Source organism: Acidobacteriota bacterium, from assembly GCA_018268895.1.
Taxonomy (GTDB): Bacteria; Acidobacteriota; Terriglobia; order Terriglobales; family Acidobacteriaceae; genus Edaphobacter.
Genome location: JAFDVP010000001.1, coordinates 1,087,135 through 1,109,432, shown reverse-complemented (window position 1 = coordinate 1,109,432; position 22,298 = coordinate 1,087,135). Strand labels below are relative to the sequence as shown.

The following is a 22,298-nucleotide window of genomic DNA, read 5'->3' as shown; positions in this document are numbered from 1 at the left end:
TGAAAGATCAATAACTATCGCCAACGCCATTCTGGAATGTATTGCAGGCACTAACATCACCCTGCTGCAAACCTTTCGTAAACCAGCTTTGCCGCTGCGCGGAGGTGCCATGCGTGAAACTCTCCGGGCTGACTGCGCGGCGAGACATCTTCTGTATATGGTCATCGCCTACTGCTGCAGCAGCGCTCAGGCCATCCTGCACATCGGCTTCATGGACAATACCGCGTTGCGCCGCGGTATGCGCCCATACGCCAGCCAAACAGTCCGCTTGCAGCTCCAGCTTCACGGACAGCGGATTTTGCTGCGACGGATTCCGGGCAGTAAGCTGGCGCATCTGCCGCTCGATGCCGAGAAGGTTCTGCACGTGATGGCCTAGCTCGTGTGCGATCACATAAGCCTGCGCGAAGTCTGCCGTGCTGCCACCGATGCGCCGCAGCTCGTCCCAGAAGCCGAGGTCGATGTAGACCTTCTCGTCGGCCGGGCAATAGAACGGCCCAGTCTGAGACTGGGCGACACCGCAGCCGGATTGCGTGTAGTCGCGAAACAATACCAGCTTTGCATGACGGTATGGCTGTCTCGTCTGTTCGGGCAGCACCTGCTCCCATGTCTTCTGCACATCGTCGAGCACAAACGAGACAAGCTGCGCTGAACGGTCTTCGGCCGGAGACGCCGTCGCAGGCCTGTCACTTGATGTCGTGGCGACATGCCCTCCACCGGCAAGATAGCTGCCGATGTAATTGCGGCCCGTAATCAGGCTGATAACGAGCAAGAAGATAATGCCGACGATTCCGAGCCCACCACCGCCGAAACCGCCGCCGCCCGAAGAACCGCGCCGATCCTCGACATCGCTGCTAAGCCCACCACCCGGTGTCCAATCCATCTCTCAACCCCTTCGATCCTGCAAAGTCTCCACTTGGGCCCTGAACGAGACAATAGTAAATCAGGGAACCTGAGGCTCTCACAAGCGTAGTACATTGCACAGGAACCAAAGTTCACAGTCTGGAGAGCACTCGATGGCAACTGCCAGCGCAACGGCCAGAACGACAGTTGTATATTCGCCCGACCCCACATTTCATGCAGCGTTACGCCTGGCTCTTGCCTTCGCCGTCATTAAGCTAGCGCTGCATATCGTTACCAACCTCTGGGAAGCGCATATAGGCTATGGCTACTTTCGCGATGAGCTCTATTACCTGATCTGTGGGCGTCACCTGGCGTGGGGATACGTCGATCACGGCCCCATCGTCGCGCTTCAGGCACGTCTGGCGGAGACCCTCTTCGGGCACTCGCTGGCTGGCATCCGTCTGCTCTCGGCGGCTGCCGGAGCAGGACGCGTGCTGCTCACCGGCATCCTTGCCTGGTCACTCGGGGGGCGCCGTCCGGCACAGGCGCTTGCCATGATCGGCATCCTGCTCGCGCCACAGTATCTCGGTCTGGACAGCTTTCTGTCGATGAACTCGTTCGAGTCCATCTTCTGGATGGGATGCCTGCTCTCCATCATCATGATCCTGCGCGGAGCGAATGAGGCCCGATGCTGGGTAGTATTTGGAATCTGCGGCGGAGTCGGACTTCTCAACAAGCCGTCGATGACCTTCTTTTTACTGGCGCTTCTGGTTGGCCTTCTGCTGACTCCACAACGAAGGCTGCTCTTCTCCCGCTGGGCCGCGATCGGAGTGGGACTGCTAATCGCGATCGCTCTGCCAAATTTGATCTGGCAGATCTCGAACCACTGGCCGACGCTCGAGTTCCTCCACAATGGCAGGATCCACAACAAAAACATTAAGCTCGCACCGCTCCCCTTCCTTGGCAAGCAGATTCTCAATCTGCAACCACTGACGATCTTGATTTGGATACCCGGTCTCGTCTGGCTGCTTCGTAACTCTCAGGCCAAGGCCTTGCGCTGGATCTGCTACACCTATCTCATTTTTCTAGCCATGATGATGGCGCTGTATGCGAAGGACTATTACGTCATCCCAATCTACCCTGTGCTGTTTGCCGCGGGCGGTGTCGCGTGGGAGCAGAGGTTTGCCTCCCGGCGTTCGGTCGTATCGAACCGGGTCTTCGCATTTCCTGTATATGAAGCGCTCCTGATCATCTTTGGCCTCATCGTCCTGCCTCTGTCAATTCCCGTCATGCAGCCCGACGCATGGCTCAGGTACACGAAAGCCACACATCTTTACAACGCTACAGGCAATACGGAGAACGACAGCAGCGGCCCTCTTCCACAGTTCTACGCCGATCGCTTCGGCTGGCAGGAGGAGGTCGACCAGGTAACTCGTATCTACCGTTCGCTATCGCCAGAGGACCGCTCTAAAGTCGGCATCTTCGGGTCCAATTACGGAGAAGCCAGCGCGATCAATTTTCTTGGCCGGGGTCTGCCCTTTGCCGTCAGTGGCCATAACAACTATTGGCTGTGGGGATCACATGGCTACACAGGAGAATTGATGATCATCATTAATGGTGCTACTCCCGGCGACATGCGTAAGTTCTATGACTCGGTCGAAGTCGCAGGTCGCATGGAGCACCCTCTGTCGATGCCGTTTGAACACCGCAATATCTACCTTGTGCGTGGCCGAAAGAAGAATCTCTCTACCGACTGGAACGACCTGAAGTTCTTCTACTAGGCAAATATGCTACTCTCGCTCCAACCCCCATGCAGGAAACACCGTCTGAGCTTCCCCGCGTTCTAAACGCATCGCACGCGACGTCGATCGTCGTTGGAATCATTATCGGTAGCGGCATCTTTCTTGTTCCGCGCGAGATGATGGCCGCGGTCGGCTCCTCCGGAATGGTCTACGCCGTGTGGATCGTCGGAGGCCTGCTCTCGCTCTTCGGCGCGATGACCTATGCGGAGATCGCAGCGCAACGGCCCAAGTACGGCGGCGAATACGCGTTCATCCGCGAGGCCTACGGCGACCTGATGGGTTTCCTCTACATGTGGACTTGGATCACAGTCGCCAAGCCGGCATCCATCGCAACTATCGCGGCTGGTCTGGCGCGCGTACTGGCCACATTCACTGTATTCAGCTTTCTCATGCAGCCAGCCTTCGCCAACCTGCTTTGGAGCCAGGTCTTTGCCATTGCAATGACATGGCTCATCACCGGCCTGAACATTCTGGGCACGCGCAAATCCGGCAATGTACAACTCGCGCTGACGTGGCTCAAGATCGTCCTGATCGTCGTCATCGCTGGAGTCTGCTTCGGAGCCGCGGGCAGCCACGGTTCCTGGTCCAATTTCACCACCGAGTTCACCGGGGCCCGAGGCGGCTTCTCCGGCTTCATGGTCGCGTTGATCGCCGCGTTGTGGGCCTACGATGGCTGGAGCGATGTCACACAGCTTGCAGGCGAGATACAACGCCCGCAAAGGAGCCTCCCGCTGGCACTGGTAGGAGGCGTAGCCGTTGTGGGCGGTCTCTACATGCTCACCAACGCGGCCATCCAGTACGTGATGCCCGCTGCGGCTATCGCAGCGGCGGACCGCCCTGCCGCCGATGCACTCCGCCTGATCGTAGGCAAGTGGGGCGAAGGCCTCGTCTCTGTGGGAATGGCCGTCAGTATCTGCGCTACCTTTGTCGGCTCGTCGCTCTCAGGGGCGCGGGTGCCTTTCGCCGCAGCGCACGATGGCCTGTTCTTCAAGCAACTTGCCTACGTCCACCCAAAGTTTCAAACTCCGGCTTCGGCACTGATACTGCAAGCAGTCCTCAGCTCGCTGCTGCTTCTTGCCATCGGACGTTTTCAGGCGCTCTTCTCTCTCGCCATCTTTGCGGAGTGGTTTTTCTACGCTCTCACCGCAAGCACCGTCTTTGTCTTTCGCCGCCGCGAGCCGGACGCCAGCCGTCCCTACAGCGTCTGGGGCTACCCTGTACTGCCGCTGTTATTTATTTTTGCCGCAATCGTCCTGCTGGTCTTCTCTTTCGCCGACCAGCCACGCAACTCCGTCATCGGAACCCTCATCATCCTGATGGGTATTCCTCTGCACTACTTCTTACAGAGAAAAAGACGGGTTGCCTAAAGGCGGTTCTGGATGGCGCGTTCGTAAACCTGCACATACTCCTCCGCTGGCTTCTCCCAGGAGAAGTCCTGCGACATGGCACGCAGCATCATCGCCTTCCATGCCTTCTTATCCCGGAATGCCGCCAGCGCACGCTGCACGGCGTCCAGTAGCGCATTCGGATCGTAGCCTGAGAACTTGAAGCCATTGCCACCGCCATCCGGCGGTTCGTCGATGGAATCCTGAAGCCCCCCTGTAGCGCGGACAACAGGAATAGTGCCGTACTTGAGACTGTAAATCTGGTTCAATCCGCCCGGCTCATAGCGGGACGGCATCAGGAAGATATCCGATCCTGCCTCGATCTTGTGGGCCATGACATTGTCGAACTTTACCTGCACCTTCACCTTATCGGGATACCGTTCAGCCATCTCAACCAGCAGCCGCTCGTAATACTCCTCCCCATTGCCAAGCATGACAAGAACAACGTCTTCCTTCAGAAGGCGGTCCATAATATCGACGATGAAGTCAATCCCCTTCTGCGTTGCAAAGCGTGAGACAACCCCGATCACTGCGGTCTCGTCGCCTATATTCTCAAAACGGAGGGCATGTAGCAGGTCGCGGCGACACTCCTTCTTACCATCAAGCTTCTTTACGGAATAATGCGCTGCAATATGCGGATCGATCGCTGGGTCCCACTCCGAGTAGTCTGCTCCATTGAGAATGCCGAACAGGTCACCTGACCGCCTCCGCAGCGTATCTTCCAGACCATTGCCAAACTCGGACGTCTGTATCTCCTCGGCATACGTCCGGCTCACCGTCGTAATCGCATCGGAGTAGACAATGCCACCCTTTAAAAAATTAACCTTGTCGTACTGCTCGAGCTTCTCGAAGGTAAACATGTCCCATGGCAGAAGTAGCGTCTCCATCGTGCGGGGGGGAAATGTTCCCTGATACCCAGCGTTGTGAATTGTGAGCACAGCCGGAATATGGCGCAGCATTGGATCGAAGTAGTAGATCGAGCGCAGCATGACTGCCAGCATTGCAGTCTGCCAGTCGTGCACGTGGAAAATATCAGGGACGCCGATGACCTTCGTCGCTTCGATCACTGCCCTGCAAAATGTTCCGAAGCGCTCTGCGTTGTCCGGATAATCCCCTGAGGGTGTTGCATAGAAGCTTTCGCGATCGAACAGCTCGGGAGCGTCCACAAAGTACATCTGGACGCCATCCGCATTACCACCATCGAGGACACGGACAAACCGGTTGTACGAAGGAAACGGCACCGTAACGCTGTGCAACACAACTGAAGGCTCCGGTACAGCTTTTGCGACCTGCCGGTAGTACGGCAGATAGACCTGCACCTTATGCCCCATCTTGACCAGTGTCTTCGGCAAAGCGCTGACGACGTCGGCCAGACCGCCCGTCTTTGCCCATGGCGCGCACTCCGATGCCGCAAAAACAATATGCATTCCTTCTCCCTCATCCAGCACAAAACGTTAGTCTATACAAAGTGATGCACGAAACCGTCAAAGCGTACCACACGACGTGAAGCGTAAACCGAAACTCGGGCAGAACTTTCTCGTCGACGATCGCGCCAAACATGCCATCGTCGATGCTCTTGGCGACCTCAGCCGGCGCACTGTAATCGAGATCGGCCCCGGCCGCGGCGCCATCACCGATATTCTCGCCCCGCGCTGCAAAAGACTGATAGCCCTCGAACTGGACCGCGATCTGGCTCCCGCACTGGCACAGCGTTTCGCCACGCAGCCTCAGGTTGAGGTTATCGAAACCGACATACTCGATGCCGACTTTGCCGGTCTTGTCCACCCAGGCGAGACCGCCGACGTCATCGGAAACCTCCCCTACTACATCACCTCCGACATCCTCCTCAGGCTTTTTTCCGCTGGCTCTAACGGTCTTCTGTCCCGTGCGGTCGTCATGATGCAGCGCGAGGTGGCAGATCGCGTCGCAGCCTCGCCGGGAGTTCGCGACTATGGCCTGCTCTCAGCCACTGCTCAGATGAACGCTCAGGTTGAGCACCTCTTCACACTTCCGCCAGGGGCCTTCTCTCCACCGCCGGAAGTCTATTCCACCGTGCTCCGCCTCACCTTTGCCCCGAGGTTTGCGGAACTGAACGTCGACCCCGCAGGCTTCGACCGTTTCCTCAAGCAGAGCTTCGCGCAGAAGCGGAAGACACTGGAAAACAACCTGCGCGCCGCGGGATATCCGCAGGCAGATCTAAGCGCGGCTTGGCCGCTAGATATTTCGCGCCAGATACGGGCAGAATCCCTTGGGCTGGAGGCGATGGCAAGAATCTACCGCACCCTCGCAAAGAAGTGAGCAAACCAAGTAAGAAGTAGCGTTACTTCGATTCGCCGGATTGATTGAGTAACATGACGGCCCTCTCCCGCACCCTCTGCATCAGCGCTTCATCATTTGCGATGGAGGTCAGCGACGGTGCGATGTTCTGCAACTCGAGCGCCCTCTTCTCCTGAACCTCGTGCTTCAGCGAATCCATCTCCGAGTACAACCCCAGCCTGTCAAAGCGATGCATAAAGTCGAGCTTGCGCCCCTCGTCCATGGTGAAAGCAATCGCCTGAAACATCTCTGTCAGTTGCGTGATGGCCTTATTCTCCGAATAGTTGTAGCTACAAGATCCGTGCCCGTCTTGCCCGGAATAGCTCAGAGTCTTCTTGCCTGTATCAGCTATATTCTTTGCCTTTGATGCACACTCAATATTGAAATTGTCCAGCGAACGGGCCGTCTTGAAGATCGTCTCTGTGGTCGCTGCGCCCAGCTTGATCTTGCGATCGATCGTTTGCCCGGGCGATGCAGGTTGCAGCATCGCGCCGTTGGTCCCACCACTGATCGGTGCGATCTCGCCCTTGTAACTCCCCGTACCATCTTCATGCACGATCATCGTGAACTTCGGAACAGCCAGCCCCATCCGCTCAAACTGAAAGCGGACCTCCGCCTGCGACGTCGCTCCAGCAGATGTACCTCCTGAAGCAGCAGACTGCGCGCAACACACCGCGGCAACCGAACCCAAGAGAAGAGGCCACGTCCACCTCATCGCACTGCGCCCTGAAGCATCAGCGTCTGCGCTGAGTGGATATGGCAGATCGCAATCGCCAGCGCGTCCGCGGCATCGGGTGATTCTGGAGCAGCGTCCAGTTCCAGCAACCGTGTCACCATAAACTGCACCTGCTCTTTAGCCGCCAGGCCATAGCCGACCACGGCACTCTTGATCTTCAATGGAGCGTACTCTGCGACTGGCAACCCCGAGGCCGCCGCAGCCAGCAATGCAACACCGCGAACCTGGCCAAGTTTCAGCGCCGACTTCGCATTCGCCGAAAAGAAGACCTCTTCAACCGCCACAACATCCGGCTGGTGCACCGCCATCATAGCGGTCAACTCCGCATAGACCTGTGCCAGCCGCTGGGGCGTCTTGTCTTTCTTGTTCAGTCGAATTGTGCCTGCGGCAAGATGTATCAGACGAGGCATCTTTGCCTCGCTGTCCACCTCAATCACGCCGTACCCGGTGAACTCCGTTCCGCAGTCGATTCCGAAGACACGCATGGGCGAAGTTTACTGCATTCCGCCACGCAGATTTACTATCGACTTTGAGTCTGCTACCGGGAGATGCCCTCTAACGGTGAACTGGCCGTTGCATACAGCTTGCGAGGCATCCTCCCCGCAAGAAACGCCTGCCGCCCGGCCAGCACAGCATGTTGCATCGCCTCGGCCATAAGGATCGGGTCCTTGGCCTGCGCAATGGCTGTATTCATCAACACACCGTCAAATCCAAGCTCCATTGCTACTGTCGCATCCGACGCCGTTCCAACACCCGCATCCACGATCAACGGGATCTCGGTAATCATCTCGCGAAGAATGCGCAGGTTGGCCGTATTCTGCAAGCCCAGGCCACTGCCAATAGGGGCGCCCAGCGGCATGACCGCAGCCGCTCCAACGTCAATCAGTCTCTTCGCAAACACAATATCGTCAGAGGTATAAGGGAGAACGGTAAAGCCTTCCTTCACCAACACCCTGGTCGCTTCCAGTGTTGCTTGAACGTCTGGGTACAACGTCGCCTGGTCGCCAATGACCTCAATCTTCACCCAGTCAGAAAGCCCCACCTCACGTCCCAGCCGGGCGGCCCGGATCGCCTCTTCGGCGGTATAGCAGCCAGCGGTATTCGGCAACAGGAAGTAGCGCTGGGGATCGATGAAATCTAGAAGCGATTCGCTCGACCGGTCGAGATTCACGCGCCGCACCGCGACCGTAACCATCTCCGCGCCCGAAGCCTCAATCGCAGCCTGCGTCTCTGGCCCATCCTTGTACTTGCCTGTTCCAACAATCAGTCGCGATTGAAAGGCCCTGCCTGCGATTACGAGAGGTGTCATGAAGTTATTTTAGAACCAAATGCAAACGGCCTGCACTCGATGAGAGGCAGGCCGTTTACCGGTGAACTGTTGAGATTGACCTGAGGCGTCCTTGCTCGGACTTTGGCCTCGGCGGAGTACGTTCAGCAAGCTACTGAAGTCGCCAGGACTAGAGCAGGACGCTCTAAGCCTCAGTCACCTCACGCATTTCGATGCAACTCTTACTGTCAGTTTTCATAGGCTGGATCATCCTCCTTTCCCGTGTAGCGCAAAGACTACGCTCCTAATACAGAAAGATGCAAGAACCATGGACTCTGTATACATCTAGCTTCTTTGTCGCAGCATCGGAACTACAGTTCGCTGCCCGACTTATCAATTCAGTTTGTATACCTCACATCAGCTTTATGAAAGGTCTCCGAGAAGATGAAACCTGCAACGATCATAGGAATACTCCTCATCCTTCTAGGCATCGTCGGGTTTGTCACCGGCGGCTTCAGCTTTACCCATCGGCACAAAGACGTCGATGCCGGCCCCATCCAGATATCCCATGACAAGAAAGAGGCTGTGCCGATCTCACCCATATTGAGCACCATAGCGCTTGTTGCAGGAGTCGGTCTCGTTGCCGCGGGGGCCAGAAGCCGATAATTGACAGCACTGCGATCGAATCAATTAGCTATAGTTAATCTCAGATCACTAACCACGGTGCGATCTGGATGAATACATCGATCACAGTATCCAAAGAAGACTACCTCAAAGCCATTCTTGAAGCGGAGTGCGAGGGTGAGCGCGTTATCTCGGCAACACTCGCGCACTGGCTTTCCGTCTCCGCTCCAGCCGTCACAATGGCCCTCAAGCGCCTCAAGCGCGACGGCTTCGTGCTTGTAAAGAAAGATGGCACCATTCGCCTGTCCGCGAAGGGGAAAGAGACCGCGTACAAAACTGCGCTAAGGCACCACCTGATAGAGCGCATGCTCTCTGAAGTCTTCGGCATGGAATGGTACGAAGTCCACGACGAAGCCGAGAGGCTTGAACATGCTGTCTCGCCGGCTTTTGAAGCAAAGTTGATCGAGAAGCTTGGCGAAAAAGGAACATGCCCGCACGGCAACGCCGTTCTGCCCGACAGCCCCGCGACGCAACGAAAGCGTGGCCTGATTCCCCTTTTTGAGGCGCGGGAAAAAGTCGACTACACCGTCGTCAACCTCTATGAGCGAGATCCCAAACTTCTGCTCTTTCTCCACAAATTGAGCATCGGCCCGCAGGCATCGGTAAAGGTTGTCGCTAAAAATTATGACGAAACCATCACCATCGAAACAGCTACAGGCAAGTCCACACTGGGAAAGCCGGCGGCCGAGAGAGTATGGGTGCGTGCAAAGTAATTTCAAAATTTATTAACCATAGTTAACATCATGTGGCATACTAAAGCTAAGCCACCTTCGTGGCGCTATGGACACGCTCACCTCCATCTCGACCACTCAAGAGGCCGCCACTCAGCGTCCAACGCTGCCAAACGTCTTCTCCAGCGTTGCGGTCCCTCAATCAGGCACCTACTGGCGTCGCGCTCTAGGCTTCATCGGACCCGGGTTCATGGTGGCCGTGGGCTATATGGATCCTGGCAACTGGGCGACCGATCTAGCAGCGGGCTCGCGCTATGGCTACACGCTTCTGTTCGTCATCATGGCCTCGAACCTGATGGCAATCCTGCTACAGAGTCTTGCGCTAAAGCTAGGAATCGCCTCCGAACGCGATCTGGCGCAGGCCTGCCGAGAGCGCTATAGCCGCCGTGCAACCATAGCGCTCTGGCTTCTTGCAGAAGTGGCGATCGCCGCCTGCGACCTGGCGGAAGTCATCGGCTCCGCCATCGCGCTTCAACTGCTCTTCCACATTCCGCTGATTGCTGGCGTTATCATCACCAGCCTCGATGTGCTGCTGATCCTTTTACTGGAGCACCGCGGATTTCGCTATATCGAGGCGCTCGTCATGGTCCTCATCGGGACCATCGCCGTGCTCTTCGGCATCGAGACCGTTCTTTCACGACCGGAGTGGCTGCCTGTCCTGCGCCACCTGTTCATCCCCTCAACCTCAATTGCTACAAACCCCGACATGCTCTACATCGGCATCAGCATCCTGGGTGCAACCGTCATGCCGCACAACCTCTACCTGCACTCGTCCATCGTGCAGACTCGGAACTATCCGCGCACTCCCGGCGGCAAGCGCGATGCAATCCGCCTGGCAAACATCGACTCCGCCGTCGCACTTACATTCGCGCTCTTCATCAATGCGGCCATCCTTATTCTTGCCGCGGCAGTCTTCCATCGCAACGGACACTTTGAAGTCGCAGAGATTGAGGACGCCTACAAGCTTCTCACTCCCCTGCTCGGCTTTACCGGCGCCAGCATGATGTTTGCGCTCGCGCTGCTGGCCTCCGGCCAGAACTCCACCATTACCGGAACTCTCGCCGGACAGATCGTCATGGAGGGCTTCCTCGATATTCACCTGCCCAACTGGATGCGCCGATTGATAACGCGCCTTGTCGCCATCGTCCCTGCCGTTATTGCTACAGCCCTTTATGGCAGCTCAGGCACCGGCAAACTCCTCGTCTTCAGCCAGGTCATTCTCAGCATGCAGTTGAGCTTTGCCGTCTTTCCCCTGGTCAGCCTTACCAGTGATCCGCGCACAATGGGGCAGTTCGCAAACAACCGTATCATCCGCACCACGAGTTGGATCGTCGCGGCATTGATCGCTGGCCTCAATGCGTGGCTACTGATTCAAACGTTTCGATAAAGCACTGATGTTTTTCCTACTTCAGATAAGCACGAACAAGATCAATCAGGTCTTCACCCAACTCGGGCGTAAGCGGAGCACGGCCGCCCTTCAGAAGATGCAGACGAATATGGTCCTCCAGAACCTCCGCCATCAAGCTGTTGATTCCGCCGCGAACCGCCGCCAGCAGCATCAGGATCTCCGCGCAGTCGTGGTCTTCGACTCCCAGCTTCCGTTCCACCGACTCCATCTGTCCGCGAACGCGCTTCATGCGGTTTTGGAGTTTGGCTCTTTCACTGCTCACACGCAACATTTTCATCGCCTCGTAATACCCAAGGGGGGTATAGTATGTATACCGCATCTCGCGACTTGGCTTTCACGAAACTTCAGGGTCGCAGAAAGGAGAAAACAGCCAATGATTCAACCCGTACTTACGAGAATCGCTCACCTTTTTCAGCACAAGACCACCCCAAGGCCAGCCGTCCGCTCCCGCTGGGTGGAGACCGCCGATGAGCGGTGCCCAATTGCCTGCACCTGGTTCACTGTCCCAGAAGGGATGATGGAACAGGAGGACGAACCTGGATCAGCGTGGCCTGTCTTTCTCCGTCTGCGGCGCAGGACAGGCTTTCCCCCTTTCGACTGTGTTCTTCCAGCCCTGCAACATTAAAGACCTTTGGAAACCTGAAAGCCTGATGCGATATCTACCCTTTTTATTGAGCCTTACTCTTGCTCCGTTCGCGCTCGGACAAGCCGTGGTGTCGACCTCTGCCATGACGTCCTCCGAGCAGTCGAGGGGAGCCGTTTTTCTCCCGGAGGCTCCCTCGTCCGATTCCTCCACCACGATGTTTCCCCACTCGGAGAACGGACGCTACCTCATCTCCGGACAGGCCAACATCGTCTTCCAGGCACATGCTCCATTTCACTCACCTTACGATGGCCCAAACAGCATGCAGGCCCGAGGTGAATACAAGACGTCCCTTGTCGGAACACTGTTCCTAGGCATGCAACTCAATTCAAATCCGCGCTACGCCACGGACGCGATCGTCGACTTTGAATCCGCCGGCGGTCGCGGGATCAGTCAGGCGCTCGGGCTTGCCGGTTTTACCAATCTCGATGTCGTCCGCAACCCCAACCTCGGCTCCAAGCCATATCTCGCGCGTGTTGTGATCCATCAAACCGTCGGCCTGACCAGCAAGCTCATCGATGCCGAACGAACCCCATTTTCCCTTTCAACCCAGGTGCCCGAGCGTCGCTTCGAGCTGCGCTTCGGCAAGATGAGCCTTCCCGACTATTTCGACATCAACTCCATCGGCTCCGACAGCCATCTGCAATTCCTCAACTGGACCGTCGACAACAACGGCGCCTGGGACTACGCCGCCGACACGCGCGGCTACACCTACGCAGGCGTGCTGGAATACCATGACCGGGCATGGTCTGCGCGTTATGCTCTCGCCGCCATGCCCACGGTCGCCAACGGCATCGACCTCGACTGGGCCATCAGCCGTGCCAGTGGTCAGAACTTCGAGTTCGAGCTGCGCAAGCCGCTGCTCGGCCCACTCGTCTCACCCGAGCGCAAAGGAACAGTTCGCGTACTCGGCTTCGTCAATCGCGCGCACATGGGCCTTTATCGCGATGCCGTCAACGCCTACCTCTCCGGAGAGGATGCCAAACCCGATATCACGGCACACGCGAAGTTTGGCGCGGTCAAATATGGCTTTGGACTTAATGCCGAGCAGGAACTTACCCCAAACCTGCGCGCCTTCCTTCGCGTCGGCTGGAACGAAGGACAGCATGAATCCTACGCCTACACTGAAGTCGACCAGACCGTTGCTTTCGGCGGCGACTACTCAGGCCGCCGTTTCTCGCGGCCTAACGATCAGATCGGCGTTGCCTTCGTCTCCAACGCCATCAAACGCGATCACCAGAACTACCTGCGTTACGGCGGCCTTGGCTTTCTACTCGGCGACGGCAACCTGAACTATGCCCGCGAAGACATTCTGGAGAGCTACTACAATCTCCACGCCTGGCGCGGGGTTTACTACGCGCTCAACGTGCAGTTCATCGATCATCCCGGCTACAACAAAGATCGCGGCCCCATCCTCGTTGAAGCCATACGCATGCACGTCGACTTCTAGCCTTCGCCGTATACTTCTTGCGTGACCTCGCGCACCGTATATGAGATCGTCGGCTTTCTCCTTGGTTTGATCGCTGGCAGTTTTCTGAATGTCTGCATCTCACGCCTGCCGAAACATGAGTCGATCGTTCATCCTCGTTCGTATTGCCCCAACTGCAAATCCCGCATACGGTGGTACGACAACATCCCGATCATCAGTTGGGTTCTTCTGCGCGCCCGATGCCGCGACTGCCACCAACCCATCGCCCTGCGTTATCCGCTCGTCGAGCTGGCTACAGGCATCTGGTTCGCAATCCAGGCGGCTCGACTCTACACGGTGCTGCACTTCTATTTCCTCGAACCGGCTCAAAGCGGCGGCTCATCCTCGTATGCTGCATTTGCTGTCATTGCCAATATCGCCGTCACGCTCATCGGCGTATTTCTCATTGGCCTGATCGTAATGGACTGGCAGACTGGCCTGCTTCCCGACAGTTTCACGCTTACCGGAACCGCTGTGGGGCTATTCCTTATCTGCGTTCAGGCCGTCTTTCTCGGGCCGACTGAAGGAGAGGTGCTTCTCACCCGCAACAGCATCAAGCTCACAAGCCCCGGCGGAGTCACCGACAGCGGCAACGTCTTTCTCACCGGCCCAGAAGCCCTCGTAGGAGGACGCATCCTCGCCATCTGCGGGGTCGCGCTTCTGCTGCTCCTTGTCCGGTGGATATATAAGGCTGTCCGCCACCGCGAAGGCATGGGACTCGGCGACGTAAAGCTGCTTGCCATGATCGCAGCCTTCCTCGGATTCTGGCCCGCTATTCTCTCCCTCTTCTTTGGCGTCATCGGCGCCAGCATCTATGGAGTGTTTCTGCTGGTAAAGGGACGCGGGAACACGTCGTCAAAACTTGCCTTTGGGGCTTTCCTCGCCGCTGGAGGACTCATCGTTGCCCAGATCGGCGATCGAATCATCGAGGCCTACTCTCAACTACTTCGCTAGCAGCGCGATAGCCGCACAAAGCCTCTCTTGGCTTGACACTGGACAACCACAAACTTAGAGTCAAAGATGGCCATGCACAATTATCCCTACATCTGGAATTATCTTCCTCTTGTCCTGCAAATACTGGTGGCGCTTGGGCTTGCATGCGGCATGGTGGGAGTGTCATTCCTCATCGGCAAGCATAAGAACTCTCGCACCAAGCTGGGCCCCTACGAGTGCGGCATGGATCCCATCGGCGATGCTCGCGGCCGCTTCTCCGTCCGCTTCTACATGGTTGCCATGCTCTTCATCCTCTTCGATGTCGAAGCTGTCTTTATGCTTCCCTGGGCCGTCATCTTCCGCCGTCTCCCCGCAATTACAGGATCGAAGATGTTCGGCTTCTACGAGATGCTTGTCTATCTCGGCTTTGTGGCCGTCGGCCTCTTCTATGTGTGGAAGAAGGGCATCCTCGACTGGTCCACCGATAAAGGGGATCTCTAATGGAACCGGCGATCCTCGATACTCAAGCAGTATTCGATAAGTTTCCTGAAGAACCTGCCCTCAAAGCGCTCGCCGATCTCACCGTCGCCGCGAAATACGATCGCGAAGAGCTTACCGTGACCGTCGCCCGCGAGAACATCATTGCAGCCTGTGAAGCGGTAAAGCAGGCCGGTTACAACTTCCTCGAAGATGTAACCGCCGTCGACTGGTACCCCTCCGAGCCACGCTTTCAGATCAGTTACAGTATCCTCTCCCTCTCGCTGAAGCGGAGAATCCGCCTCGTAGTCCGGCTCGCCGGTGAAGACGCCTCTCTCGACAGCATCACCTCCGTCTGGCCCTCGGCCAATTTTTACGAGCGCGAGGTCTTCGACCTCTTTGGCGTCCACTTCGGCGGTCATCCCAACCTGCGCCGCATCATGATGCCCGAAGACTGGAAAGGCCATCCCCTGCGCAAAGACTATCCCGTGGAGGGCTACCGCTAATGTCACCCGTCGCCGCTCCAGACCAGATCAATCCCGGCATCGAAGACGTCGTAGCCGACGCCAAGTTCCATCACCACGGTGCCGATCCTATCTCTGATCAGACCATGGTCATCAACATGGGGCCGCAGCACCCGTCCACGCACGGTGTGCTTCGTCTTGTGCTTGAGATCGACGGCGAGACTGTCGTCTCCCTCGCCCCCGACATCGGCTACCTGCACACCGGCATCGAGAAGACGTGCGAGGCAAAGTTCTACCAGCAGGTCGTTCCGCTTACCGACCGCATCGACTACCTCTCGCCGATGACCAACAACACGGCATACGCTCTCGCCGTCGAAAAGCTTCTCGACCTTGAGATCCCCGAGAAAGCGCAGTGGCTGCGCGTGCTCTTCAACGAGTTGATGCGGCTGAACTCGCACCTCGTATGGCTGGGAACGCACGCCATGGACATCGGCGCGCTCACCGTCTTCCTCTACTGCTTCCGCGAACGCGAGCAGCTGATGCGCATCTTCGAGGCCGTCAGCGGCCAGCGCATGATGACCAGCTACATCCGCATCGGCGGTGTCAGCCTGGAGCCGCCACTCGGCCTCTACGACCAGATCCGCGCCTTCCTCCTCGACTTCCCTTCGAAGATCGACGAGTACGAAGGCCTCCTCCAGAACAATCCCATCTGGATCAAGCGCCTCAAGGGTGTCGGCTACATCTCGCCCAAGGACGCCATTGCGCTAGGCGTCACAGGTCCCCCGCTGCGTGCCGCCGGCATCGACTTCGACGTTCGTCGAGATATGCCGTACTCCAGCTACGAGAAGTTCCAGTTCAAGGTGCCCGTCTCCAACGACAGCGACGTCTGGGCCCGCTACGTCCTGCGCATGCAGGAGATGCGTGAATCCGTCAAAATCTGCCTTCAGGCCCTCGACGGTATGCCCGAGGGCCGCATCGTCGCCGACGCCCCCAAGATCATCCTGCCCGACCGCGAGCAGATGAAGACGCAGATGGAATCCTTAATCCATCACTTTAAGATTGTTACCGAAGGTTTTGCTGTACAGGCAGGTGAAGCCACCAGCTCCGTCGAAGCCGCACACGGCATGATGAACTACTACGTCGTCTCCGATGGAACCGCCAAGCCCTACCGAGTCCACATGCGCAACGCCGACTACTCCAACCTCCAGGCACTCGAAACAATGTGCAAGGGCAGGCTGCTGGCCGACGTCGTCGCCGTGATCGGCTCCATCGACATCGTGCTGGGAGCCATCGACCGCTAATGCCACCCACCGTCATTCTGACCCTGAGCGAGCAAAGCGAGTCGAAGGGGAAGAATCCCTGCATTTCGCCTGGAGCGACGGCCAATCCGGAGGAAGTCCACATCAACGACCGCCTCCACCGCGAACTTTGGACCTCCTGGGCCTCCCTGCTCCGCTCCTACGCAGCCGCCCACGGACTCAACAGCCGGCATCACGCAGTCGTCGAGGTCGGCGCAGACGAGATCACGCTCCGCGTAGCCGATCGCTGGCTCCGCTTCAGGCATGACCTCATAGAAGATACCGAGGGCAATCGCTCCTCTTTTTCGCTCGAAGAAGACGGAACGGTTAAACTGAATGGAAACACCGAAGAGATGGACCTTGCCGCCGAACGTCTGGCGCGGGAGATGATGAGTGAGTCTTAGTACTTTTGGTTGTCATTCCGTGGAAAACGGATTGTCATTCCGACGCTTTTGTTTGTCATTCCGTAGCGTAGCGGAGGAATCTGCTTCGCCTTGCAACCCGGAACGAATGTCAGGACGTACCCGATGAGCACGATTACCAATTCGATCTTCACTCCGGCCACCGCCGCACGCTTCGACCACCTCGTTACCCTCTACCCGGTCAAGCGCTCCGCCCTCATTCCCATGCTGCTCTACGCGCAGGATGAGGTCGGCTACGTCTCCGACGCCGTCGTCACCGAGATCGCTCAGCGCCTCGACCTGCTCGAACTCGACGTCCGCAACGTCCTCTCCTACTACTCCATGCTCCGCACCAAGCCCGCAGGCAAGTACAACGTGCAGGTCTGCACCAACATCTCCTGCATGTTGCGCGGCGGCTACGAGATCCTCGACCACTGCAAGCACAAGCTCGGCATCGGCCACAAAGAGGTCACCCCCGACGGCGCCTTCTCCCTCGAAGAGGTCGAGTGCATAGGAGCCTGTTGCTGGGCTCCGGCCATGCAGGTCAACTACGACTTCCACGACAACCTCACCACGGTCAAGGTCGACGAGATCATCGAGACCTACCGCGCAGGTCAGGGAAAGGACGTGAAGTAGATGCCCACCCTCGTCTCGCATCCCGATGAAGTCAAAGTCATCTCGCGCCGCTTCGGCCAGGGCGCAGCCGATATCGACAAATACCTCGAGCTCGACGGCTACCAGGCCGTGCAGAAAGCCATCGCCCAGGGCGAGAACATGGCCACCTGGATCATCGACACCATGAAGGCCTCGGGTCTTCGCGGACGCGGCGGCGCCGGATTCCCCACCGGCATGAAGTGGTCCTTCGTGCCCAAGCAGTCCGAGAAGCCCAAGTACGTCCTCGTCAACGGCGACGAGTCCGAGCCCGGCACCTGCAAAGACCACGTCATCTTTCTGCACGACCCCCACGCTGTCATCGAAGGAACGATGATCGCGGGACTCGCCATCGGCGCAAAGATGGGCTTCATCTACCTCCGCGGCGAGTATCGCTACCTGCTCAAGATCGTCGAGAAGGCCGTCGCCGACGCCTACGCCAAGGGTTTCCTCGGCAAGAACATCTTCGGCTCGGGCCTGGACTTCGACATCGTCACCCAGACCGGCGCGGGAGCCTACGAGGTAGGCGAAGAGTCCGCCCTCATGGAGTCGCTCGAGGGCAAGCGTGGCGTCCCCCGCATCAAGCCTCCGTTCCCTGCTGTCGTCGGCCTCTACGGCGGCCCCACCGTCATCAACAACGCCGAGACCATCGCCTCCGCCCCGCACATCCTCCTGATGGGCGGCGAGGCCTACGCCAAGATTGGCAGCGAGCGTAACGGCGGCACACGCCTCTTCGGCATCTCGGGCCACGTCGAACGCCCCGGAGTCTACGAGCTTCCCATGGGCTACAACCTCAAGAAGGCCATCTACGACGTAGCCGGTGGCATCAAGGACGGCAAAAAACTCAAGGCCGTAGTCCCCGGCGGCTCCTCCTGCCCGGTCCTACTCCCCGAGGAGATCGACGTAGGCCTCGACTTCGACCAGATGGGCAAGGCCGGCACCATGCTCGGCTCCGGTGGCATCGTCGTACTCGACGAGACCGTCTCCATCGTCGAATTCGCCCTCCGCGTCATCAGCTTCTACCAGCACGAGTCCTGCGGCTGGTGCATTCCCTGCCGCGAGGGCACGGACTGGATCAAGAAGACCCTCACCCGCGTCTACAACGGCGGCGGCACCAAGAAGGACGTCGCCAACGTCCAGTACCTCGCCGAGAACATGATGGGACGCACCTTCTGCCCGCTCGGCGACGCGGCCGCCATGCCGACGCTCGGCTTCGTCAAGAAGTTCCGCAAGGAGTTCGAGGACTACATCGAAGGCCACAAGGCCGGAACCCCGATCATCACGGTCGAACAGCTCGTGGGAGCGCACTAAATGCCAGACGTAAAGTTCACAGTAGACGGCAAACAACTCACCGCCCCCGCGGGTACGCTGCTCATCGACGCCTGCAAGTCCGCCGGCATCGAGATCCCCGCCTTCTGCTACTACCCCGGGCTCTCCCTCCAGGCTGCCTGCCGCATGTGCGTCGTCCGCCAGGAGAAGGTTCCCAAGCTACAAACCGCCTGCACGACCACGGTCGCCGAGGGCCAGGTCTTCATCACCGAATCCCCCGAGATCGCCCAGGCGCGCAAAGCCACTCTACAGCTCCTCCTCGGCAACCACCCGCTCGACTGTCCCGTCTGCGACGCCGGCGGCGAGTGCGAGTTGCAGGACATGACCTTCAAGTACGGCGCCGCCGACAGCTTCTACGCCGAACCCAAGAACCACCGCGAAGAGCAGAAGTGGTCGCCGGTCGTCTACTTCGACCGCCCGCGCTGCATCCTCTGCTACCGCTGCGTCCGCATGTGCGGCGAAGGCATGGACGTCTTCGCCCTCGGCATCCAGAACCGCGGATCTTCCGCTGTGATTGCGCCCAACATCCCCGCGCATCAGTCGCCCGATCACCTGGCCCACCTCGACTGCGAGCAGTGTGGCATGTGCATCGACGCCTGCCCCGTCGGCGCGCTGACCTCAGGAGCCTACCGCTACAAGACCCGCCCCTGGGAGATGAACCACGTTGCCACCGTCTGCACCCACTGCGGCGACGGCTGCAAGACCACGCTTGGCGTTCGCTCCACCTCCGACGGAGCCGAGATCGTTCGCGGCGACAACCGCGACAAGTCCGGCATCAACGGCGACTTCCTCTGCAACAAGGGCCGCTACGCCTTCGACTTCGCCAACCAGCCCGAGCGCATCACCTCACCGCTCGTTCGTCAGCCCGACGGCAAGCTCAAGGAAGTCTCCTGGGAGGAAGCATTCCACCACGCTGGCAAGAAGCTACATGAGCTGCGCGACAGCAAGGGCGGCAGCTCCATCGGCGTCATCGGCGGAAACCGCCTCACCAACGAAGAGGCCTACCTCCTCCAGAAGTTCGCTCGCACTGTCCTCCGCACCAACAATATCGACCACCACCGCACCGCCGACTACGTCACCTTCGCCCAGGCACTCTCCGGTCAGACCAACCGCACTGCATCCCTGCGCGACACTCAGACCTACCCCGCCGTCCTCATCGTCGGCGGCGACCCGACGAACCAGGCCCCCGGCACCGCGTGGAACCTCCGCACCGACGTTCGTCTCAACAAGGCGCGCCTCTACGTCGCCAACACCGAAGAGATCAAGCTGCGCCGTCAGGCCAAGGCCTTCCTCCCCCTCGCTCCCTTCGGCTACGGAGCTTTCGCCGCCTACCTTGCTGGCGACGCGGCCTCCGCCACGAGCGCAGCCACCGACGCAAACGCCCTGAGCAGCTTCCGCGACGCCGTCAAATCGGAAGAGAAGCTCCTCATCCTGATCGGCTCCGAGCTTCGCGGCGCAGACCTCAAGCGCCTCATAGACTTCGGCCTCACCATCCCCGGCGCAAAGTTCGCCCTGCTCTCCGACTACGCGAACTCGCGCGGCGCGGCCGACATGGGCCTTCTCCCCGACATGCTCCCCGGCTACGTTCCAGTCGCCAATCCCGGCCCCTATGCCGAGCAGAACGCGCCCACGACTGCTGGCCTCGACATGCTCCAGATATTCGAAGCAGCCGGACGAGGCGAGCTATCCGCTCTCTACGTCGTCAACTCCAACCCCATCTCGCGCTACAACGTCGACCCCGCCGCCCTCGTGGACACCTTCGTCGTCGTCCACGAGATGTTCATGACCGAGACCGCGCAGCTCGCTGACGTTATCTTCCCCGCCGCAAACCTGTACGAGAAGTCAGGCTCTGTCACCAACAGCTACGGCGACCTCCAGCTCGTCCAAAAGGCAGGCGACCGCGCCGGCGTCCGTACCGACTTCGAGCTGCTTGTCCGCGTCGCCGACAAGATGGGCACCGACATCCATGCTCTCGTTCCCTTCGGCAAGAGCACGCCGGGCGTTCGCGCCGACATGGGCCAGTCCCGCGGCGCACAGGCAGGCGAGGCCGACCGCCACGCCGTCTGGCTCACCGCCAACAACCTCGAGCCCAGGCTCTCGCCCTTCGACCCCTTCGCTATCCTCGACGAGATCCAGCGCCTCGTCCCCGGCTACAACCTTCTCCGGCTGCAACTGATCAGTGGCAACGATCAACACCTGGAACCCGCCGCGACCGCATCTAACGCCGCCCGCCGCGATCTCGTGCTTCCCTCCGGCGACGGCCTCTTCACCTCGGGAACCCTGGGCCGCTTCTCGCCCGCACTCAACGACGTTCAGCGCTACCAAGCTAACGAGCCGCTGATCCAGATCCACACCGCAGCCGAATGAAACTGACACAGGAGTAAGAGTAAAAAACCGTGAGCCACCTCACCGACTTTCAGACATTCCTGCTGCTCTCGATCCTCAAGATCGTCGTCGTGCTCGTCATCACGCTGACGGCTGTCGCTTACACCGTTCTGCTCGAGCGCAAGGTCCTGGGCCGCATGCAGAACCGCTGGGGTCCCTCCCGCGTCGGCCCCTTCGGCCTGCTTCAGCCCCTTGCCGACGGCATCAAGCTCTTCCTCAAAGAAGACCTCATGCCCATGGCTGCCGAGCGCCCGCTCTTCATCCTCGCGCCCATCATCGCGCTAACCTGCGCGCTCATCTCCATCGCCGTCGTGCCCTTCGGTGCCGTCAACCACATCGCCGGTGTCGATATGTTCGCCATCTCCGACATCAACATCGGCCTCCTCGTCATCCTCGGCATCACCTCGATCGGCGTCTATGGCATCGCGCTCTCAGGCTGGTCGTCGAACAATAAGTTCGCACTGCTCGGCTCCCTCCGCGCCACCTCGCAGGTCATCAGCTACGAGCTCGCCCTCGGCCTGTCGCTCGTTGGCGTCGTCCTTCGCGCCGGTTCCCTCCGCCTCCGCGATATCGTCGACAGCCAATCTGCCCATGGGGCCCTCTCCTGGAACATCTTCGGCGGCTTCCAGATCGTTGCCTTCTTCATCTACCTGATGGCCGCCTACGCCGAGACCAACCGCGCTCCCTTCGATCTGCCCGAGGCCGAATCCGAGCTCGTCGCCGGCTACCACACCGAGTACTCCTCCATGAAGTTCGCCATGTTCTTCATGGCCGAGTACGCCAACATGATCACCGTCGCCTGCGTCGCCACGCTGCTCTTCTTCGGCGGCCCATCGAGTCCCCTCGGCAACCTGCTTCCGGCAGACTTCGGCGGCCCCATCCTCTCGGCGATCTTCCCCGTTCTCTGGTTCGTCGCCAAGGTATTCGCTTTTTTGCTGCTCTATATATGGGTACGCGCCACGCTTCCCCGTTTCCGTTACGACCAACTGATGTCCTTCGGCTGGAAGTTTTTGCTTCCCGTCGCCATCCTCAACATTCTCGCCACCTCGCTTGTCCTCGCGTTAAGGTCCTGAACATTGC

At 58.8% G+C, this 22,298-nt stretch carries 22 protein-coding genes; 16 read left to right on the top strand and 6 right to left on the bottom strand.

Annotated elements, in window-relative coordinates:
* Window positions 1-7 precede the first annotated feature (7 nt).
* On the bottom strand, window positions 8-880 hold the full coding sequence (locus JSS95_04810) for a neutral zinc metallopeptidase (GenBank protein ID MBS1799128.1): 873 nt from the start codon (window positions 878-880) through the stop codon (window positions 8-10).
* 133 nt (window positions 881-1,013) lie between these two features.
* Between JSS95_04810 and JSS95_04805 the strand changes: the two genes are divergently transcribed.
* Window positions 1,014-2,621 (top strand): glycosyltransferase family 39 protein, encoded by a 1,608-nt coding sequence (locus JSS95_04805; protein ID MBS1799127.1) that lies wholly within the window; start codon window positions 1,014-1,016, stop codon window positions 2,619-2,621.
* Window positions 2,622-2,650: 29 nt separating this feature from the next.
* Window positions 2,651-4,009 (top strand): amino acid permease, encoded by a 1,359-nt coding sequence (locus JSS95_04800; GenBank protein ID MBS1799126.1) that lies wholly within the window; start codon window positions 2,651-2,653, stop codon window positions 4,007-4,009.
* Here the strand turns inward: JSS95_04800 and glgA are convergent.
* A complete protein-coding gene (gene glgA / locus JSS95_04795; GenBank protein ID MBS1799125.1) occupies window positions 4,006-5,454 on the bottom strand; it encodes a glycogen synthase GlgA in 1,449 nt (482 codons plus the stop codon). The genes JSS95_04800 and glgA overlap by 4 nt on opposite strands.
* Window positions 5,455-5,530: 76 nt before the next feature.
* On the opposite strand from glgA, the gene rsmA reads away from it, so the two are divergent.
* Entirely contained in the window at window positions 5,531-6,325 is a 795-nt protein-coding gene (rsmA, locus tag JSS95_04790) for a ribosomal RNA small subunit methyltransferase A (GenBank protein ID MBS1799124.1), read from the top strand.
* Window positions 6,326-6,347: 22 nt separating this feature from the next.
* Here rsmA and JSS95_04785 read toward each other — a convergent pair whose 3' ends face one another.
* The 3 genes from JSS95_04785 to JSS95_04775 are packed head-to-tail and all read right to left on the bottom strand — an operon-like array spanning window position 6,348 to window position 8,388.
* The gene (locus JSS95_04785; GenBank protein ID MBS1799123.1) at window positions 6,348-7,034 is read right to left on the bottom strand and encodes a hypothetical protein; all 687 of its coding nucleotides are present in this window, start codon (window positions 7,032-7,034) and stop codon (window positions 6,348-6,350) included.
* Window positions 7,035-7,054: 20 nt separating this feature from the next.
* Window positions 7,055-7,564: a crossover junction endodeoxyribonuclease RuvC gene (gene ruvC / locus JSS95_04780; GenBank protein MBS1799122.1), complete on the bottom strand. Its 510-nt coding sequence runs from the start codon at window positions 7,562-7,564 to the stop codon at window positions 7,055-7,057.
* 53 nt (window positions 7,565-7,617) lie between these two features.
* Window positions 7,618-8,388: a thiazole synthase gene (locus JSS95_04775; protein ID MBS1799121.1), complete on the bottom strand. Its 771-nt coding sequence runs from the start codon at window positions 8,386-8,388 to the stop codon at window positions 7,618-7,620.
* A 402-nt stretch (window positions 8,389-8,790) separates the two neighbouring features.
* Here JSS95_04775 and JSS95_04770 point away from each other — a divergent pair, with 402 nt between their 5' ends.
* The 3 genes from JSS95_04770 to JSS95_04760 all read left to right on the top strand — a co-directional run bounded on the left by JSS95_04770 (window position 8,791) and on the right by JSS95_04760 (window position 11,148).
* Entirely contained in the window at window positions 8,791-9,012 is a 222-nt protein-coding gene (locus JSS95_04770; protein MBS1799120.1) for a DUF3185 domain-containing protein, read from the top strand.
* Window positions 9,013-9,080: 68 nt separating this feature from the next.
* The gene (locus JSS95_04765) at window positions 9,081-9,743 is read left to right on the top strand and encodes a metal-dependent transcriptional regulator (GenBank protein ID MBS1799119.1); all 663 of its coding nucleotides are present in this window, start codon (window positions 9,081-9,083) and stop codon (window positions 9,741-9,743) included.
* Window positions 9,744-9,810: 67 nt separating this feature from the next.
* Complete coding sequence (locus JSS95_04760) at window positions 9,811-11,148, top strand: Nramp family divalent metal transporter (GenBank protein MBS1799118.1); 1,338 nt, start codon at window positions 9,811-9,813, stop codon at window positions 11,146-11,148.
* A 16-nt stretch (window positions 11,149-11,164) separates the two neighbouring features.
* Here JSS95_04760 and JSS95_04755 read toward each other — a convergent pair whose 3' ends face one another.
* Window positions 11,165-11,446, bottom strand: coding sequence for a metal/formaldehyde-sensitive transcriptional repressor (locus JSS95_04755; GenBank protein MBS1799117.1), 282 nt, complete (start codon window positions 11,444-11,446; stop codon window positions 11,165-11,167).
* A gap of 373 nt (window positions 11,447-11,819) precedes the next feature.
* On the opposite strand from JSS95_04755, the gene JSS95_04750 reads away from it, so the two are divergent.
* The 10 genes from JSS95_04750 to nuoH all read left to right on the top strand — a co-directional run bounded on the left by JSS95_04750 (window position 11,820) and on the right by nuoH (window position 22,291).
* Window positions 11,820-13,262 carry a carbohydrate porin gene (locus JSS95_04750; GenBank protein MBS1799116.1) on the top strand — a complete coding sequence of 481 codons (1,443 nt, stop codon included), beginning with the start codon at window positions 11,820-11,822 and terminating at the stop codon, window positions 13,260-13,262.
* A gap of 21 nt (window positions 13,263-13,283) precedes the next feature.
* Window positions 13,284-14,234 (top strand): prepilin peptidase, encoded by a 951-nt coding sequence (locus JSS95_04745; protein ID MBS1799115.1) that lies wholly within the window; start codon window positions 13,284-13,286, stop codon window positions 14,232-14,234.
* 72 nt (window positions 14,235-14,306) lie between these two features.
* Window positions 14,307-14,714, top strand: a complete 408-nt coding sequence (ndhC, locus tag JSS95_04740) for an NADH-quinone oxidoreductase subunit A (GenBank protein MBS1799114.1) — start codon at window positions 14,307-14,309, stop codon at window positions 14,712-14,714.
* On the top strand, window positions 14,714-15,196 hold the full coding sequence (locus tag JSS95_04735) for an NADH-quinone oxidoreductase subunit C (GenBank protein MBS1799113.1): 483 nt from the start codon (window positions 14,714-14,716) through the stop codon (window positions 15,194-15,196). Before ndhC ends, JSS95_04735 begins: the two co-directional genes overlap by 1 nt.
* Window positions 15,196-16,455, top strand: a complete 1,260-nt coding sequence (locus tag JSS95_04730; GenBank protein ID MBS1799112.1) for an NADH-quinone oxidoreductase subunit D — start codon at window positions 15,196-15,198, stop codon at window positions 16,453-16,455. The genes JSS95_04735 and JSS95_04730 overlap by 1 nt, the downstream gene beginning before the upstream one ends.
* A 101-nt stretch (window positions 16,456-16,556) precedes the next feature.
* The gene (locus tag JSS95_04725) at window positions 16,557-16,856 is read left to right on the top strand and encodes a transcriptional regulator (protein MBS1799111.1); all 300 of its coding nucleotides are present in this window, start codon (window positions 16,557-16,559) and stop codon (window positions 16,854-16,856) included.
* Between the two features lie 123 nt (window positions 16,857-16,979).
* Window positions 16,980-17,489, top strand: a complete 510-nt coding sequence (locus JSS95_04720; protein ID MBS1799110.1) for an NAD(P)H-dependent oxidoreductase subunit E — start codon at window positions 16,980-16,982, stop codon at window positions 17,487-17,489.
* Entirely contained in the window at window positions 17,490-18,815 is a 1,326-nt protein-coding gene (gene nuoF / locus JSS95_04715) for an NADH-quinone oxidoreductase subunit NuoF (protein ID MBS1799109.1), read from the top strand.
* Window positions 18,816-21,200 (top strand): molybdopterin-dependent oxidoreductase, encoded by a 2,385-nt coding sequence (locus tag JSS95_04710; protein ID MBS1799108.1) that lies wholly within the window; start codon window positions 18,816-18,818, stop codon window positions 21,198-21,200. It begins immediately after the preceding gene.
* A gap of 29 nt (window positions 21,201-21,229) precedes the next feature.
* Complete coding sequence (gene nuoH / locus JSS95_04705; protein MBS1799107.1) at window positions 21,230-22,291, top strand: NADH-quinone oxidoreductase subunit NuoH; 1,062 nt, start codon at window positions 21,230-21,232, stop codon at window positions 22,289-22,291.
* The last annotated feature ends 7 nt before the right edge of the window (window positions 22,292-22,298 follow it).

What these genes read in the sequence shown, in the direction of transcription:
- glgA (MBS1799125.1), bottom strand. Translation starts at nt 5,454, where the DNA reads ATGCATATTGTTTTTGCGGCATCGGAGTGCGCGCCATGGGCAAAGACG.
- JSS95_04810 (MBS1799128.1), bottom strand. Translation starts at nt 880, where the DNA reads ATGGATTGGACACCGGGTGGTGGGCTTAGCAGCGATGTCGAGGATCGG.
- ruvC (MBS1799122.1), bottom strand. Translation starts at nt 7,564, where the DNA reads ATGCGTGTCTTCGGAATCGACTGCGGAACGGAGTTCACCGGGTACGGC.
- JSS95_04710 (MBS1799108.1), top strand. Translation starts at nt 18,816, where the DNA reads ATGCCAGACGTAAAGTTCACAGTAGACGGCAAACAACTCACCGCCCCC.
- JSS95_04805 (MBS1799127.1), top strand. Translation starts at nt 1,014, where the DNA reads ATGGCAACTGCCAGCGCAACGGCCAGAACGACAGTTGTATATTCGCCC.
- JSS95_04735 (MBS1799113.1), top strand. Translation starts at nt 14,714, where the DNA reads ATGGAACCGGCGATCCTCGATACTCAAGCAGTATTCGATAAGTTTCCT.
- JSS95_04755 (MBS1799117.1), bottom strand. Translation starts at nt 11,446, where the DNA reads ATGAAAATGTTGCGTGTGAGCAGTGAAAGAGCCAAACTCCAAAACCGC.
- JSS95_04720 (MBS1799110.1), top strand. Translation starts at nt 16,980, where the DNA reads ATGAGCACGATTACCAATTCGATCTTCACTCCGGCCACCGCCGCACGC.
- JSS95_04770 (MBS1799120.1), top strand. Translation starts at nt 8,791, where the DNA reads ATGAAACCTGCAACGATCATAGGAATACTCCTCATCCTTCTAGGCATC.
- JSS95_04765 (MBS1799119.1), top strand. Translation starts at nt 9,081, where the DNA reads ATGAATACATCGATCACAGTATCCAAAGAAGACTACCTCAAAGCCATT.
- JSS95_04730 (MBS1799112.1), top strand. Translation starts at nt 15,196, where the DNA reads ATGTCACCCGTCGCCGCTCCAGACCAGATCAATCCCGGCATCGAAGAC.
- JSS95_04760 (MBS1799118.1), top strand. Translation starts at nt 9,811, where the DNA reads ATGGACACGCTCACCTCCATCTCGACCACTCAAGAGGCCGCCACTCAG.
- nuoF (MBS1799109.1), top strand. Translation starts at nt 17,490, where the DNA reads ATGCCCACCCTCGTCTCGCATCCCGATGAAGTCAAAGTCATCTCGCGC.
- JSS95_04775 (MBS1799121.1), bottom strand. Translation starts at nt 8,388, where the DNA reads ATGACACCTCTCGTAATCGCAGGCAGGGCCTTTCAATCGCGACTGATT.
- ndhC (MBS1799114.1), top strand. Translation starts at nt 14,307, where the DNA reads ATGCACAATTATCCCTACATCTGGAATTATCTTCCTCTTGTCCTGCAA.
- JSS95_04750 (MBS1799116.1), top strand. Translation starts at nt 11,820, where the DNA reads ATGCGATATCTACCCTTTTTATTGAGCCTTACTCTTGCTCCGTTCGCG.
- JSS95_04800 (MBS1799126.1), top strand. Translation starts at nt 2,651, where the DNA reads ATGCAGGAAACACCGTCTGAGCTTCCCCGCGTTCTAAACGCATCGCAC.